This is a genomic window from Dyadobacter pollutisoli (genome assembly GCF_026625565.1).
Classification (GTDB): Bacteria; Bacteroidota; Bacteroidia; order Cytophagales; family Spirosomataceae; genus Dyadobacter; species Dyadobacter pollutisoli.
Genome location: NZ_CP112998.1, coordinates 4,056,061 through 4,071,402 on the forward strand (window position 1 = coordinate 4,056,061; position 15,342 = coordinate 4,071,402).

Below are 15,342 nucleotides of genomic sequence, written 5' to 3' on the forward strand. Positions count from 1 at the left end.
TGGATCACATTTTTTGATAAAAAACAAAATAGCCGGTACACTGAGGGTACCGGCTATTTTTATCTTTTGGACTTCTCTATTTCACCTCTTCATAATCAACATACTCACCACCCCGGAACCTCGACGATTGGTTAGCATCCGACTGCGGAACATTGTCGACACGGACACCCGGCTTTGCATTTTGACGTTGCTGTTGCTGCTGAGCCCTGTATTGTCTTTCCTGCTCTTTGATCAACTGGCGTCCTACCAGCAAATGAAAAACAAATCTTCTGAAAAACGGCACAAAGGCTATCAGAAGCAAGAATATGAGAATTATATTAAATACCAGTTTCATCTTTCAAAAGTTTATTACTTCAATCTATAACGTAAACCTAGCATAAATAGCACACGAATATAATGAAAACCTAATGAATGATGCAATCCGGTTGTGAGCGGTCAAGTGAAATTACGGATGGTTTTACCTCCTAGATTTCGATGGCTTTGCTGCTTTCCAGCACACGCTCATAATATGACTCGTAATGTGGCAGGATTTTAGCAACATCGAATTCCTTGGCACGTGCCAGTGCATTCTCTTTGAAGGTAGGCAGATTTTCATCATCCAAAATGAATGCTGCGTGTTTGACCATATCCTCCACATCTCCAACGTCGCTCAAAAATCCGGTAACTCCGTGAATATTAAGCTCTGGCAAACCGCCTGCATTGGAAGTGATCAACGGAACCTCGCAAGCCAGCGCTTCCAGGGCAGCTAGTCCGAAGCTCTCCGATTCGGAAGGCATCAGAAAAAGATCGGCAACGGAAAGTACCTCTTCAATGGCATCCAGTTTACCCAAAAACCGCACATCGGAAAGCATATCCAGCTCTTTGCACAGACGTTCGATACGGGCACGGTCCGGCCCGTCGCCTACCAGTAACAATTTACTAGGCAGTAATTTGCGCAGCTTTTCAAAGATCATGATCACGTCATCGATCCTTTTTACCTTCCTGAAATTGGAGGTATGGACGATAAGCTTTTCATTATTAGGACAAATGGCCAGTTTGAAGTGATCCTTTTTCTGACGGTTAAAACGATCCAAATCGATAAAATTTGGTATAACCTCAATGTCCTTGGTGATATTAAAATGACTATATGTGTCTTTCTTCAAAGAATCCGAAACTGCCGTAATACCATCCGACTGGTTGATACTGAATGTTACCACCGGCTCATAAGACGAATCTTTACCTACCAGCGTGATATCGGTACCGTGTAATGTGGTGATCACGGGAATGTTAATCCCTTGCTGCGCCAATATTTGTTTGGCCAGATAAGCCGAAGACGCATGGGGGATCGCGTAATGAACATGCAAAAGATCAAGGCCAGCGCTAAGCACGACATGTACCATTTCACTGGACAGTGCCGATTCGTAAGGCGGGTATTGAAATAAGGGATAAGAAGGTATGTTTACTTCGTGGTAATATAGGTTCTCATTGAAAAAATCGAGTCTTTGCGGTTGAGAATATGTAATAAAATGAACCTGATGCCCGGCTTTGGCAAGCGCCTTTCCAAGTTCAGTAGCTACCACTCCACTTCCTCCGAAGGTAGGGTAACATACAATACCAATTTTCATAATTTTTATTAAATAGTTGAAAGTCGCGTGATAAAATCGTCAAAATGACCGATTTTAAACAACTAACAACAAATGCTCTCTTTTTATCTCAACAAATGGATAAAGATGTAAAGAATTGTCGTTAATGGTATAAAATGAATAATTTTATTGCCTAAACCTTCTTTTCCTGACATTAGCCTCCATGAATGTGTCTGCAAGACCAAAAATCAGATTATGGGATTACGTTACCGGAAGTGCCCGTCTGGTCCGCATGACCAACCTGGTAATTGTTGTTCTTACCCAATATTTTACACGAATTCTTCTGATCGGCCCAAGGCATGAATGGCGCACCATTGTTGGCAATGTGGATATGTTTGTGCTGTCATTGTCAACCGTTTGCATTGCAGCGGCAGGTTACATTATCAACGATTATTTTGACATTAAAATTGACATTGTCAACAAACCGGAGCGCGTCGTCGTAGGTCGTTACCTGAAAAGAAGATGGGCAATGGGCGCTCATCAGATCTTGAATGTGATGGGTGCCGTTCTGGGATTGGTAGTGAGTCCTTACATCTTTTTGATCAATGTGTTCTCCATCACATTGCTCTGGTTTTACTCCGAACGTTACAAGCGTCTGCCCTTCATTGGTAACTTTATCGTATCGCTGCTCACAGGGTTTACATTGCTCATTCTTACCGTACATTACCCGGCTAACCGCCACCTCGTTTTCATTTACGCGGTATTTTCCTTTTTCATATCATTGATCCGCGAAATCGTGAAAGATATGGAGGACATTAAAGGAGATGAAGCCCATGGCTGTCGTACTTTGCCGATTATCTGGGGGATCAGGCGCACCAAAAACTTTCTTTATCTGGTACTGACGTTCTTTGTACTCACCCTGTTTGTCATGGCGAGAGCGCTCGACAACAATTTACTTGTATTACTATTCTTTTTGCTGCTCTTGCCCGTTTCCTGGCTTACTTTTAAACTTTCAAAAGCCGACACCCGTCGTGACTTCCGGGAAATCAGCAGTTTATGCAAGATCATTATGCTCCTCGGATTGATCACAATGGTATGGGCGTAATGCGCCTTTTTTCCTTTAAATCAATTTAAAAAAAATCGGGTGCTAAAATAGAATTGAAAAACTATATTTACCCCGGGTGTCAACCCCAGAACTCACTAATCCTACAAATATGAAAAAGCTTGTTTTATGGAGCATACTGTGCTTCTCCATGCTTTGCGGGCAGGTTTTCGCCCAGGAATGTGCTGGCCTTACCATGAAGGAAGGCGGCGGATTTGAAATGGCCAATTTTGACGGCAAAGGAAAATCAACCGGTAAAATTGTTTACAAAATCGCCAAAGTAAGCAAAGAAGCCGCCGGTACCGTTTTTACCATTGACATGGAATCTTTCAACACCAAGGGAAAATCCGAGTTAAAGAACACCTACAAAATGCTGTGCGACGGCAACGTGCTGACACTGGATGCCAATTCAATGATCAGTCAGGAACAAATGAAGTCGTTCAAAGACATGGAAATGAAATTCACCTACGACAACATTGAATACCCTGCCAAATTCAATGTCGGCGACAAACTGAAAGACGCATCAGTCAAAGGTGAAGGAAAGTCGGGCCCTATGCCTATTAACTTCAATATGCTGATCAAGAACCGCGTGATCGCTGGCCAGGAAAAACTGACCATTCCCGCCGGTACCTACGATGCCTACAAGCTCACTTCCGACATGAACGTCGAAATGGTGATGGGCTTTCCTATAAAAATGGACATGCAAACCATTTCCTATCGGGCACCAGGCGTTGTCTGGGACCTCAAAACCGAAACTTATCGTAAAGGAAAGCTGATGGGTTACAGTGAGCTCACTAAAATTTATTGATTTTTCGTACCTATTGGCTATTTATTTATCCAAGAACGGCTTTCGGTAACTCCCTAAGCCGTTCTTTGCTTAGATTTGTAAAATAAATATTACGCCTACCTTTGATTGAATATAATTATAACTACAAACAATGAAAAGACTTGCCATTTTTGCCTCAGGCTCTGGATCTAATGCTGAAAAGATATGTGAATATTTTCTGGAAAGAGAGGATGTGGATGTCTCGCTGATCTTTACTAATAATCCAATGGCAGGCGTTATCAAAAGGGCTTGTAAATTGCAAATACCCGTTGTTTTTTTTGACAAGAAAACATTCTACCATACCGGTAAAATCCCACAAATTTTGCAGAATGAAGGAATCGATCTCGTGATCCTGGCTGGATTTATGATGCTGGTACCACCCATGCTGGTCGACGCCTTTCCCGATCGAATGATCAACATTCATCCCGCGCTCCTCCCCAAGTATGGCGGCAAGGGCATGTACGGGCATCATGTACACGAGGCAGTCGTGAATGCGAAAGAAACACAATCGGGTATTACCATTCACTATGTCAACCAGCACTACGACGAAGGCAATATCATTTTCCAGGCTACCTGCGATATTGACCCTGCCGATACTCCCGACGACGTTGCGCATAAGATACATGCACTCGAACACGAACATTACCCACGGGTGATTGACGAAATCCTTTACAAAAAGTAGCCAATTATATGCTTTACTTTTTGCTGGCGGTTTTGTTTACAGTAGCGCTATACCTTATCATGCGTGCCTATCCGCGTTACAAAGTGGATTCTTTTCACGCCATTGTGTTCAATTACTACGCCTGCGTACTCACAGGACTGCTACTCACGCCCGACTTGTCGGTGTTCCGGGAAGTGCAATGGGATTCACAAGGAACATTACTTACTTTGGCGCTGGGCACTATGTTCGTCACCGCATTTATGCTGATCGGGCTTACTGCTCAAAAAGTAAGCGTGACCGCTACATCCCTGGCGGGTAACATGTCGCTGGTTATCCCCGTTCTTTTCGGCCTTTTTGTGTTCCGGAACAATAACAAGGAATTCACGGCACTCAACTACGCCGGACTATTGATAGCATTGGTCGCTCTTGCATTCGGCGCAATTCAGCATTCAGGGCAAAAAAAAGGCGAGGGTCAAGAATCAGCATTGATTTCTGAAAATATGTTATGGCTGTTGCCCGTGCTGACATTTTTGGCCGCAGGAACAAATAATACATTAATTAACTACCTGTCCGTCAAGTTCTACCTTCCCGGCCAGACGACGGTATTCATGATCATTGCATGTACCGGCGCCATCATCATCGGGACTTTGATACTACTTTATAAAATCACATTCGGAAAAGAAAAACTGTTGCTGCGGAGCGTTGTCGGCGGCCTTATCCTTGGTGTCCCCAATTTCTTGTCCCTTTACTTCCTCCTTCTCGCGCTGGCTTCATTTGGTAACAGCGCCGCATTTGTATTTCCGATCTATAATATCCTCACCATGCTGGTCTCTTCAGTCGCCGCGTGGACTATTTATCGGGAGCGTTTGAACCTTCTTAACAAATGGGGACTTGTATTAGCAGTGCTGGCGATTATTCTGATTTCGTATCAGGAACTGTCGCTGTAACACGAACTTTATCCAATTTCAAAATACCCTATGTCAGAAACGTCGGTTTTACGCATACACGAGAAAAAAGAAAGTCTAAATAAAAGACAGAAAGAATTCAATCAGTTATCTGAAAAAATTGAAGAACTGGACCGTCTGATACCAGAACTACGGACGGCCTACGAGCAAATGATCCAGCGGATACCGACAGACCTGGATCCGCTTGTCCGGGAATATCAGGGTTTCCGGGCTGAGATCGTTCACCTCATGGACCGTACTTACTCCAATGATCTTTTCAGAAAGGCATATCAGACCAAACTTGCTTACCTGATCACCGAAAGTGCATTCGATCTCATTGCCAATTATGGATTTGACGAGTTAAAACCGGTTTTCAATAAATACAGTGAAACCGAAATTGAGGTTTTATTGAACGAAAAAAGAGAAAGAGAGGCTAGCAGAATAACAGACCCGGCTTTTCTGCTCGATAGCGAAAATGGGCAGGAAGAAGTATCATCGGCCGCATTTCATGACCTGCCGGAAGAAGAACAGCAGCGCATCAAAACTGAGCAAAGGGAGCAGCGGCTGCAACAACGAATCCGGGAAGCCAAGCAGAACGTGGAAAAGCAGAAAACGACCAAATCGGTAAGGACCGTTTATATGGATCTCGTAAAAGCATTTCATCCCGATCTTGAAACCGACGAGGCTGAGAAATTGAGAAAAACGGAAACCATGCAGCGGATCACGCAGGCATACCAAGACAATAATTTACTCCAATTGCTGAAACTCCAAATTGAATTTGAAAGAATTGACCAGGATAGGCTCGAAAATCTCACCAAAAACCAGCTGAACTACTACAACAAGGTGCTGAAACAGCAGGTAGAAGAACTGGAACTGGAAAAAGAAATCATTCAGAAGCAAATTTCAGCGGTATGTGGCCTACCCTATCAACATGCCAATTCACTCACGACGGTCATTGTTAAGTTCAATACCAATGTAAATGAGTTGAAAAGCGAGATAAAGAACATTAAGGAGCTTCTTAAACATTGGAAAGTGCCGTCACAACTCAAAGCGTATCTCAAAACCTACCAGATACCCAATCAGCCCTATCTTGAAGACGATGATTTTTGATGTCGGAGCAATTAAAAAAGGCTGTTTTTGCGGTAAACGTATACAATTGTAGAGGCATTTCTACGATTTTCCCTTATTTATATCAAATATAAATATCCAAATATCCTTTATAAGTAGACTAGCACCGAATCGGTTACCATAAATATCGGTCAGGCACATCATTGGCACATCTTTTGTAAATCTGGTTTGACTAAAAACAAATCATACTTACATGAAAAATTGCATTATTTTGTTGTTTGCGCTGACATTATGTATCTCGCAGGCACAAGCGCAAGAAAACGTTTCGATAGGCCCGCTCGTTGGAATTTCCATTGCGAATTTCAGAGGGGATGTCTCCAATACCGACTGGAAACCCGGATTAACGATCGGCGGTTTCTATAATTACAGCACCGAATCAGGATTTGGTTTCAGCGGCCAGCTGTTATTCACTCAGCTTGGTGCTCAGATCAATAACAAGTCAAACGAAATTAACCTAAACTACATCCAGGCCCCATTACTGGCTACTTTCTTCTTTGGCCGCTACGGACAGAGAGTCCGTCCTAAAATCTTCCTGGGCCCTAACCTGAACTTTCTGGTAGGGGCGAGAGATAAAGACGGAAATAACATTAACGGAGATTCAAACAACCGTGTCTACAGTCCATTCGATCTGGGACTGACCTTTGGTGCCGGTGTGAACTATCGCTTACAGGACAAAATCTGGCTAAATTTCGATGCACGCTACGGCCTGGGTTTACTGGACGTGACAAGACTTGACAATTCGAATATTAAAAACAACAACTGGGGAATCAATCTAGGCCTCAGCTTCCCGCTAGGCACATACAACAGAAACACCGGAAGACTCCGGACACGTTAACACACTATTTACTTCATATCATAAGGGCATTCATTTGAGTGCCCTTTTTTACTTAAGAGCCTATCTCATGCCTTGTGAAAGATAAGAAGTACCTTTGCACATTATTTTCGACCAGTGCTATGACTTTTGAAGAATTAAATCTCACCAAACCGTTGCTAAAAGCGCTGACTGAGGCGGGATATACGACACCTACCACCATTCAGCAAAAAGTGTTTTCTGTTACCATGTCCGGTAAAGATGTGTGCGGCATTGCGCAGACGGGAACCGGGAAAACATTTGCTTACCTCCTTCCCACGCTTCGCCAGCTCGAATTTTCGAAGGATCGCTTACCCCAGCTTCTCATTCTCGTCCCAACCCGCGAACTCGTGGTGCAGGTGGTGGAAGAAGTCCGGAAACTGAGCGCATATCTGACGTTGCAGGTAGTTGGCGTGTATGGCGGAGGCAACATCAAAGTGCAGATGGCTGAACTGAAAATGGGTGCCGATGTGGTCGTGGCGACACCGGGGCGACTGGTTGATCTGGCATTGAATAGTTCGCTGAAAACCAAGGCGATCAAGAAACTGGTCATTGACGAAGTAGACGAAATGCTCAACCTGGGATTCAGGACCCAGCTGAAAAATATACTGGACATTCTTCCGCAAAAACGACAAAACCTGCTGTTTTCGGCAACTATTACCCAGGAAGTCGAAGCTCTGATGCAGACCTATTTCAACAATCCTGTCAGAATCGAGGCAGCGCCTGTTGGAACCCCTCTGGACAACATTGAACAGAAAGCTTACGAGGTCCCGAATTTTTATACCAAAGTAAACCTGCTGGATCTGCTGCTGGAACAAAATGAGGATATGAGCAAGGTCCTGATTTTTGTGGCCACCAAAAAATTGGCTGATCAGCTTTACGTTCAGCTCGAACTAGGATACCTGAACAAAATCGGTGTGATACATTCCAATAAGGAGCAAAATCACCGTTTTAATACGATCAGGCAGTTTCACGACGGGACTTATCGCATTCTCATCGCCACAGACATTATCGCACGCGGGCTGGATGTCGCGGAAGTATCGCATGTTTTCAACTTTGATATTCCCGAAATACCTGAAAACTACATTCACCGGATCGGGAGAACAGGTCGGGCCGATAAAAAAGGGGTTGCGATTTCATTCATTACCGAGCGGGAAAAGGAGTTTCTGACGCTGATCGAAGAGTTAATGGATTACCAGATTCCCATTACGCCATTGCCCGAAACGCTTAAAATCTCCGAAATTCTCACACCGGATGAAGAACCGAAAATTTTCATGAAGAACATTGATGTGAAACTCCCAAAAAGGGAATCTGTCGGTGCTGCTTTTCATGAGAAAGCTGCGAAAAATCAGAAAGTAAACGTGCGACGGAACCACGCACAGGAGAAAATGCAGAAGTACGGCAGACCTATCAAACGATCCGGCAAGAAATAGAGCATCGTAATTGGAAACAGGCATTGCAATTATTTCCCGGCAAAGTCTGTTTCAATTGATATGAGTATTTGGCAGATATTCCAACGTCTTCAACCTTACGTTAAGCCCTATTACAGGCAAATCATTTTTGCGCTGTTCCTCACATTGCTAGGAGCAATTACGGCACAGGTAAACCCCTGGGTTTTGCGCTACACCGTGGATAGCGTTCAAAGCATGCTTGACAAGCAGTGGGGCATCATTCAGGGAAAGGAGTTGCTGGTTCGCATCTCCGTCATTCTTTTCCTGAAAGAAATCGTTAACTCCCTCATTGTATTTGGTCAAAGGTATTTTGGAGAAAAAATCAGGATCAAAGTATCCAGCGACCTGGCTCAGGAGGCAGTAAGCCGCATTTTGACCTATAATCTGGCCTTTTTCAGCGACAATGACAACCAGAAAGGAAAGCTGCAAACTCGGATAGACCGCGGCGTCGAAAGTCTTACCAAGCTGATTCAGAATTTTTTCATTGACATTCTGCCGCTTTTTGCGAATGCTTTGGTCGCGCTGGTCATCATGTTTTCGGCCAATTTTTACGTCGGAAGCATTGCCCTCGCTATCCTTCCGATCTATTTCTGGATCAGTTTCAAACAAGCCGGTGAATTGCAGGGTGTAAGACGAAAGCTTAAAAGGCAGCGTGAAAACAAAAGTAGCGGGCTCATCAACCTGATCGAATCCATTATTGTCATCAAATCCTTCGTCAGGGAAAAATTTGAAGGCGAAAAACAGTACCAGACGCAAATGGAACTTATGGAATCGCAACTCAAAACCCGGCGTACCAACTTTGCCTACGACGGTATCAAGAGTTTTATCGAGCAAATCGGCGTCGTGCTGATCATCATTCTTACTGCATACCTGGTTTTGGATCAGCAAATGTCGATCGGCGCGATCATGTTCCATATTTTGCTTTTCAACAACGTTTCCGCTCCTATCCGGCAGTTGCACCGCATTTACGACGAGATGAACGATGCGCTCACCTATTCGGAAGGGTTCTTCGATATCCTGGATGCTGACAATGCTGTCGAAATAAGCGGAAAAGCGGTACCATTGAGCCTGAAAGGTGATTATCAACTTACTAATGTCTCATTTGCTTATCCGAATGGCACCAAAGCTTTACACAACATTGACATTAATATCAAATCCGGCCAGACGACTGCGCTGGTTGGCCTTTCTGGCGCAGGAAAAAGCACATTGATCAATCTCCTGATCGGTTTTTATGCGCCGGACTCAGGAACACTTACATTGGATGGCCTGCCTTTAAAAGATTACGATCTTCCTGCATTGCGTAACTCCATTGGCATGGTCCTTCAAAAAAACCATATTTTCAAAGGCTCCATCGCAGAAAATATCCGTTATGGCAAAATGGATGCAACTCAGGAAGACCTCGAAGCTGCGGCAAAGCAAGCCTATCTGCACGAGCAGATCATGGAACTGCCAACAAAGTATGAAACTGATGCTCAAATGCTTTCGGGCGGCCAGCAACAACGTATTGCCATTGCCCGCCTCTTCCTGAAAAACCCGCCCATTATTTTCCTCGACGAACCAACCGCCAGTCTGGACGCCATTGCGACCGAGCAAATAAAAAACAGCCTGGACGCTATCAAAAAGGATCGTACAGTCGTGATCATCTCCCATAGCCTCTCCCAAATCCTCGACGCCGATCAAACATATGTGATGAAGAAAGGTCGCATTGCCGAACACGGTACCCACATTGAATTGTATGAAAAGAACGGTGTGTACCGTGAAATTTTCGACGCCTCTGCCAGAAGTCTCAACCTGGACAAGATGATCGAGCTGATCGGAAAAGATTAGCTTTTAAATCATTAAATTAAAACAGAATTAAATTTCATTATTTCATATTAAAATTTAATTAAAAGCAGGCAATCCAAAACCGTCCCCCGAGCGTAAGTCAGATATCAAATTCGATGTCAAACTTAAATTCAACGGTTATGAAGATTTCTAAGGTTTTCCGGATCAGCCTTAAAGCCCCGTTATTTCTTATTGGTTTAGCGATTCTAAATCAGGCCTGTACAGAGCAGACCCTTGTGGAAGAACAAGAGCAACCACAGCCATTACCGGGTTCATTGAGGACCCAAGCGGATCAGATCTTTTACGCGTTAACAGACAACAACACGATTTATGAATTAAATGTACAAAACCCCGGTACTCCGATCCGGACTTTTAAAATTCAGGATGGCCTGGAAGATCAAAACGAAAGATTGTTAGCCATAGATTTCCGCCCGGCAACGGGGCAACTTTACGGAGTTGGTAATAAAAACCACACATACACTATTAACATTCGTCCCGATATGAACCCTGGCCGGGTGAAAGCGCTCAGCCCGGTACCATTCAATCCTGCTATTTCGGGTCCCTCAGTCGTAGGCTTTGACTTCAATCCTACCGTCGACCGCATCCGCCTTGTTTCCAACACGGCCCAAAACATGAGAATTCATCCGGAAGACAATTCTCTGGTAGCCGTCGATGGATACCTCAAAGGTTACGACGATGTGAAAATAGCAGCAGCGGCCTATACAAATAACTTTGCCGGTGCTGCTACTACTCAGCTTTACGACATTGACCCGGACGCAAACAAATTGTTCCTACAAATGCCACCAAACGATGGTGTCCTAAAAGAAGTAGGTCCTTTGAGCATGGATATCAGCGATATCGGCGGATTTGATATCGCATCTGGCTCCAATTACGCCATTGCGTCTGTTCTTTTTAATGGTGTATGGCAACTGGTGGAAGTTAATCTTTCTACCGGGGCGCTTACCAAAATAGGAAATCTGCCTTCCGGTAAGATCATCGGCATTGCCATCCCCACCAGTCCGGTTGCCTATGCGGTTACCAGTTCAAACAAGTTGCTCATATTTAATCCGATGAATGCTGGTACCCGTGTTGAAAAAACCATTACCGGTCTGCCGATGGGTGTCAACATCGAAGGAATTGATATTCGTCCAGCTGACGGCAGACTCCATGGCCTCGGCTCGGATGGTAGACTTTACACGATTGACATGGGAAATGGCGCGGCGAAATTTCTGAATAATTTGAAAGATATCAGTAACCCTAATTTCAAAATCTCAGGAACCCAATTTGGGGTAGACTTCAATCCGGTTGCTGACAGACTTCGGATCGTCAGCAACACCGGTCAGAATTTGCGGGTCAATGTGCACGACGGCGTGACGATCATTGACGGCATGCTTAATATCCCTGCAATGCCAGGTACGCCATTTATCACAGCTGCTGCTTACACTAACAGCTTTCTGGGAAGTACGGCGACGGTTCTTTACGACATGGATAGTGAATCCAATACGCTTTATAAGCAGAATCCACCTAATGGCGGAGGTTTGGAAAAAATTGGTCCGCTTGGTATCGATATCGACGCGGCAAATGGTTTTGACATTGGCAACAAGACCGGAACCGCTTATGCACTGCTCACCGTCGGCGGCAATACCGGCCTGTATACCATTAACCTGACAACCGGAGCAGCCACTAAAGTTTCTGATTTTGTTGGGTCTGTAAAAGGATTTGCGCTGGGTTCCGGCATTTAATAATTGCTTGACTAGTTTTTTGAAAATAATTAGTCAAGCCCATTATTTAAATAATTATATAATAATAAGGTTTTCAATGCATTATTATAAAATAAATATAATAATCATATAAGCTAGTTGAAATTTGAACAAAAAATATTTTTAGCGCCGGCATCCAAATCCATCCTGGCACCGTATATGTAGCTAGTGAAGTTGTATAATTGGGTACATGGCTGTAATTAGAGAAACAGTGTTTCTAGAAAATATAACTGAGGTGAATGATCGGGTTAGATGATCAAGCCAAAGTAACGATTACAATTAATTATTGTGGAGGGTAAGGTAATACATAGAGAGGATGGCAGAAGCCATCCTCTCTTTTTTAAGGTCCATTAAAAACCAAAACTGGCTCCCCGAAAAATCCGGAGAGCCAGTTTTGTTAATTTATCTATCTGTTAGTGATCTGCCTTTTCCTTTTCGAGGTTAAACAAATCATTGAGAACGTCGATCAATGTTTCTGCTTCACCTCTCTTACAAGCCGCTTTCAGTTGAAGTACCGGCAATTTGAGGATTTTCTGCATCATACTGGTCGTAATCCTTTCCACTTTTTCAAGTTCGGAATCTGAAAGGTTTTTAGTAAAGCGTGTAAGTTCTTCCTTTCTGATTTGTTCCAGTGCGCCTTTCAATTTTTGAATGGTTGGAGAAACGATCATTTCCCGCGACCAGTCATTAAATTCCACTACCGCTTCGTCAATGATCTCTCTCACATGCGGAACTGCATCCAGGCGACGATGTAAAGCTTCGTCCGCTTTGGAACGGATAGAATCAATGGTATAAAGTACTACCCCTGGAATTTCTTCTACCTCCGGCGAAACACTGCGGGGTACTGCAAGGTCGACAAAATATTTGAATGACATTCCGCGCAACCTCACCATCATTTCCTTTGTAAAGAATGGTTCGTCGCGTGCTATGGATGAAATAATGATATCTGCTTTCGAAACTTCCGCTTCAATGTCAAAAAAATCAGCCACCCTGAATCCAAGCTCTGTACCTAATTTTTCTGCTTTACTTTTGGTACGATTGACAATTGTAACCTCTGCATCACGTTTCTGAGCCAGGTTCCGGCATACGTCCGTTCCTATTTCTCCCAATCCTACTACCAGAATCTTTGGATTTGGTGTTAAGCCTTCCAGCAATTCAACAGCAGCATATGAAACCGATGCGGCTCCGTCACGGAAAAAAGTCTCCTGGGCTACACGTTTATTGGCAAAGAAAATGGTATGAAGCAATCGGTGTAAAAACGGCCCCGCCATGTTCAGATCAGCCGACCATTGGTAAGCATGCTTGATCTGGTTGGGGATCTGCATATCGCCTACTACCTGAGATTGCAGCCCGGTAGCAACCTGGAATAAATGCTGAACAGCCGCCTCTCCTTCTGAAAATTTCTCGAAATAGTTGATAAAGGATTCCGTATCAGAAATACCTTTTTCGATTAAAAGAAGCTTGATAATGTCTTCATTACAATCGGCTGAGGAGGAGTAGTATATTTCCGTACGGTTACAGGTAGATACGGCAAGAACATCGGAAACATCAAAGAAATCCTTTAGACGAAGCATAATGCTCTTTGCTTCCGCCTCATTCAATGCAAGTTGTTCCCTGATAGCTAGAGGAGCATTCCGATGTGATAAACTTATAGATTTAAACTGATTATACATCACTACGTCTGATTCGATTCACAAAAATACGGCACAAAACCTCAATAGAAAAGTGAAAGAAAGCCCGGATATCTATTTAGAAATTTTATAAATAATAGCAATTTGTCAACAGGACCTTGTATGCGTATTTTTAGTAAAAAATGGCCTTTTCCAATTTACTGAACGGCATATTCACTCGAAGTTATGCGCCTGTCAAATCCACTAACCACAAATATTTTACGTTATTTGTAATACATAACGTAAACTCCGGGCAGAGGGTTGCCTGGTAACTAAATGATTAGCGACACTTCCAAGCAAAAACCGCGTTTCCGTCTGCATCCAACCGCCATTCTGAATAGTCAGCGGTTACGTCGTTCGCTGATGGATACCTACGATCAGAAAAGCTTTTACAAGTACATTATTGGTGTAATCCTTTTGGTACTGAGCATTGGTTCGCTCTTTTATACCAATAAGCTGGTGGAAGAACTCGAACAGCGGGAAGAACGGGAGGTACAGCTTTACGCCGAAGGGCTACGTTATGTATTCAATAGTCCGTTTGACGAAAACTTCAATGTGGTATACCAGGTAATTCAGGACGCGGTCAATTTCTACCAGATTCCGGCCATTTACGTAAATGAAAATAACCTCGCCAACCAGACTATCAATATTGAGTTCCCCGCAAAAATAAGTCCTCAGGAAAGAGAGAGGGTCATTCAGGAAAAACTCGCTGCCATGAAGCTGGAACATCCGGCGATCCCCGTAGAGCTCGGCAAAGGCCGGACGGGTTATATTTATTACAGCAACTCTTTCTTGCTTACTCAGCTTCGTTACTATCCTTTTTTACAATTGTCAGTCATGCTTTTGATCGGCTACCTCGCCTATCTCGCATTCAGTTCGGCAAGAAAAGCGGAGCAAAACAGGGTTTGGGTGGGATTGGCCAAGGAAACGGCCCACCAGCTGGGAACTCCATTGTCGTCTTTAATGGCCTGGGTGGAATATTTCCGCAGTGACCCTGCCATTGACCCTTCGATTGCCGAGGAAATTGAGAAAGACGTTATCAGGCTTGAAATGATCACGACCCGTTTCTCGAATATCGGCTCCATACCGACATTGAAAGAGGAGCCTATTGCCGAAGTCATCACCAATTTTGTCCGCTATCTTGAAAAAAGGGTGTCTTCCAAAGTCAAATTTACGGTGTACAACCAGCTCGCTGAAGAGCAGACGACTTTACTCAATAAAAACCTTTTTGAATGGGTTATTGAAAATATTTGTAAAAACGCAGTCGATGCGATGGGTGGGATTGGTGAGATCAATGTGACATTACAGGCTCCTCCGCAAACGAAGGAAATGTGGATTGATATTTCGGACACCGGAAAAGGTATGACCAAGGCGAATATGAACAAGATCTTCAACCCGGGGTTCAGCACCAAGAAAAGAGGTTGGGGATTGGGCCTGACACTCGCCAAACGGATCATAGAAAATTATCACTCCGGCAAGCTATTCGTCAAAAGCTCGGAGGTAGGCAAAGGCACCACGTTCAGAATTGTACTGAATGCCGCGATCATTGAATAAAAAAGCCCGG

General features: G+C 43.8%; 13 protein-coding genes. 10 read left to right on the forward strand and 3 right to left on the reverse strand.

The window, feature by feature from the left end:
• Positions 1 to 76: 76 nt before the first annotated feature.
• Both ON006_RS16605 and bshA read right to left on the reverse strand, forming a co-directional pair.
• Positions 77 to 334, reverse strand: a complete 258-nt coding sequence (locus tag ON006_RS16605) for a DUF4834 family protein (RefSeq protein ID WP_244822798.1) — start codon at positions 332 to 334, stop codon at positions 77 to 79.
• A gap of 130 nt (positions 335 to 464) precedes the next feature.
• Complete coding sequence (gene bshA / locus ON006_RS16610) at positions 465 to 1,604, reverse strand: N-acetyl-alpha-D-glucosaminyl L-malate synthase BshA (protein WP_244822797.1); 1,140 nt, start codon at positions 1,602 to 1,604, stop codon at positions 465 to 467.
• A gap of 181 nt (positions 1,605 to 1,785) precedes the next feature.
• Here bshA and ON006_RS16615 point away from each other — a divergent pair, with 181 nt between their 5' ends.
• The 9 genes from ON006_RS16615 to ON006_RS16655 all read left to right on the forward strand — a co-directional run bounded on the left by ON006_RS16615 (position 1,786) and on the right by ON006_RS16655 (position 12,090).
• Positions 1,786 to 2,667, forward strand: coding sequence for a geranylgeranylglycerol-phosphate geranylgeranyltransferase (locus ON006_RS16615; protein ID WP_244822796.1), 882 nt, complete (start codon positions 1,786 to 1,788; stop codon positions 2,665 to 2,667).
• A gap of 109 nt (positions 2,668 to 2,776) precedes the next feature.
• Positions 2,777 to 3,472, forward strand: a complete 696-nt coding sequence (locus tag ON006_RS16620) for a TapB family protein (protein ID WP_244822795.1) — start codon at positions 2,777 to 2,779, stop codon at positions 3,470 to 3,472.
• 130 nt (positions 3,473 to 3,602) lie between these two features.
• Positions 3,603 to 4,172, forward strand: coding sequence for a phosphoribosylglycinamide formyltransferase (gene purN, locus ON006_RS16625; protein WP_244822794.1), 570 nt, complete (start codon positions 3,603 to 3,605; stop codon positions 4,170 to 4,172).
• An 8-nt stretch (positions 4,173 to 4,180) separates the two neighbouring features.
• Entirely contained in the window at positions 4,181 to 5,098 is a 918-nt protein-coding gene (locus tag ON006_RS16630) for a hypothetical protein (protein WP_244822793.1), read from the forward strand.
• A gap of 30 nt (positions 5,099 to 5,128) precedes the next feature.
• Positions 5,129 to 6,205: a hypothetical protein gene (locus ON006_RS16635; RefSeq protein ID WP_244822792.1), complete on the forward strand. Its 1,077-nt coding sequence runs from the start codon at positions 5,129 to 5,131 to the stop codon at positions 6,203 to 6,205.
• Positions 6,206 to 6,416: 211 nt separating this feature from the next.
• On the forward strand, positions 6,417 to 7,058 hold the full coding sequence (locus tag ON006_RS16640; protein WP_244822791.1) for a porin family protein: 642 nt from the start codon (positions 6,417 to 6,419) through the stop codon (positions 7,056 to 7,058).
• 119 nt (positions 7,059 to 7,177) lie between these two features.
• Entirely contained in the window at positions 7,178 to 8,506 is a 1,329-nt protein-coding gene (locus tag ON006_RS16645) for a DEAD/DEAH box helicase (protein ID WP_244823204.1), read from the forward strand.
• 60 nt (positions 8,507 to 8,566) lie between these two features.
• Positions 8,567 to 10,351, forward strand: a complete 1,785-nt coding sequence (locus tag ON006_RS16650; RefSeq protein WP_244822790.1) for an ABC transporter ATP-binding protein — start codon at positions 8,567 to 8,569, stop codon at positions 10,349 to 10,351.
• Positions 10,352 to 10,488: 137 nt separating this feature from the next.
• Entirely contained in the window at positions 10,489 to 12,090 is a 1,602-nt protein-coding gene (locus tag ON006_RS16655; RefSeq protein WP_244822789.1) for a DUF4394 domain-containing protein, read from the forward strand.
• Positions 12,091 to 12,521: 431 nt separating this feature from the next.
• Here the strand turns inward: ON006_RS16655 and hemA are convergent, their stop codons facing one another.
• Positions 12,522 to 13,781, reverse strand: coding sequence for a glutamyl-tRNA reductase (hemA, locus tag ON006_RS16660; RefSeq protein ID WP_244822788.1), 1,260 nt, complete (start codon positions 13,779 to 13,781; stop codon positions 12,522 to 12,524).
• Between the two features lie 273 nt (positions 13,782 to 14,054).
• On the opposite strand from hemA, the gene ON006_RS16665 reads away from it, so the two are divergent.
• Positions 14,055 to 15,332 (forward strand): sensor histidine kinase, encoded by a 1,278-nt coding sequence (locus tag ON006_RS16665; protein WP_244822787.1) that lies wholly within the window; start codon positions 14,055 to 14,057, stop codon positions 15,330 to 15,332.
• Positions 15,333 to 15,342 lie beyond the last annotated feature (10 nt).

What these genes read in the sequence shown, in the direction of transcription:
- ON006_RS16605 (WP_244822798.1), bottom strand. Translation starts at nt 334, where the DNA reads ATGAAACTGGTATTTAATATAATTCTCATATTCTTGCTTCTGATAGCC.
- bshA (WP_244822797.1), bottom strand. Translation starts at nt 1,604, where the DNA reads ATGAAAATTGGTATTGTATGTTACCCTACCTTCGGAGGAAGTGGAGTG.
- ON006_RS16615 (WP_244822796.1), top strand. Translation starts at nt 1,786, where the DNA reads ATGAATGTGTCTGCAAGACCAAAAATCAGATTATGGGATTACGTTACC.
- ON006_RS16620 (WP_244822795.1), top strand. Translation starts at nt 2,777, where the DNA reads ATGAAAAAGCTTGTTTTATGGAGCATACTGTGCTTCTCCATGCTTTGC.
- purN (WP_244822794.1), top strand. Translation starts at nt 3,603, where the DNA reads ATGAAAAGACTTGCCATTTTTGCCTCAGGCTCTGGATCTAATGCTGAA.
- ON006_RS16630 (WP_244822793.1), top strand. Translation starts at nt 4,181, where the DNA reads ATGCTTTACTTTTTGCTGGCGGTTTTGTTTACAGTAGCGCTATACCTT.
- ON006_RS16635 (WP_244822792.1), top strand. Translation starts at nt 5,129, where the DNA reads ATGTCAGAAACGTCGGTTTTACGCATACACGAGAAAAAAGAAAGTCTA.
- ON006_RS16640 (WP_244822791.1), top strand. Translation starts at nt 6,417, where the DNA reads ATGAAAAATTGCATTATTTTGTTGTTTGCGCTGACATTATGTATCTCG.
- ON006_RS16645 (WP_244823204.1), top strand. Translation starts at nt 7,178, where the DNA reads ATGACTTTTGAAGAATTAAATCTCACCAAACCGTTGCTAAAAGCGCTG.
- ON006_RS16650 (WP_244822790.1), top strand. Translation starts at nt 8,567, where the DNA reads ATGAGTATTTGGCAGATATTCCAACGTCTTCAACCTTACGTTAAGCCC.
- ON006_RS16655 (WP_244822789.1), top strand. Translation starts at nt 10,489, where the DNA reads ATGAAGATTTCTAAGGTTTTCCGGATCAGCCTTAAAGCCCCGTTATTT.
- hemA (WP_244822788.1), bottom strand. Translation starts at nt 13,781, where the DNA reads ATGTATAATCAGTTTAAATCTATAAGTTTATCACATCGGAATGCTCCT.
- ON006_RS16665 (WP_244822787.1), top strand. Translation starts at nt 14,055, where the DNA reads ATGATTAGCGACACTTCCAAGCAAAAACCGCGTTTCCGTCTGCATCCA.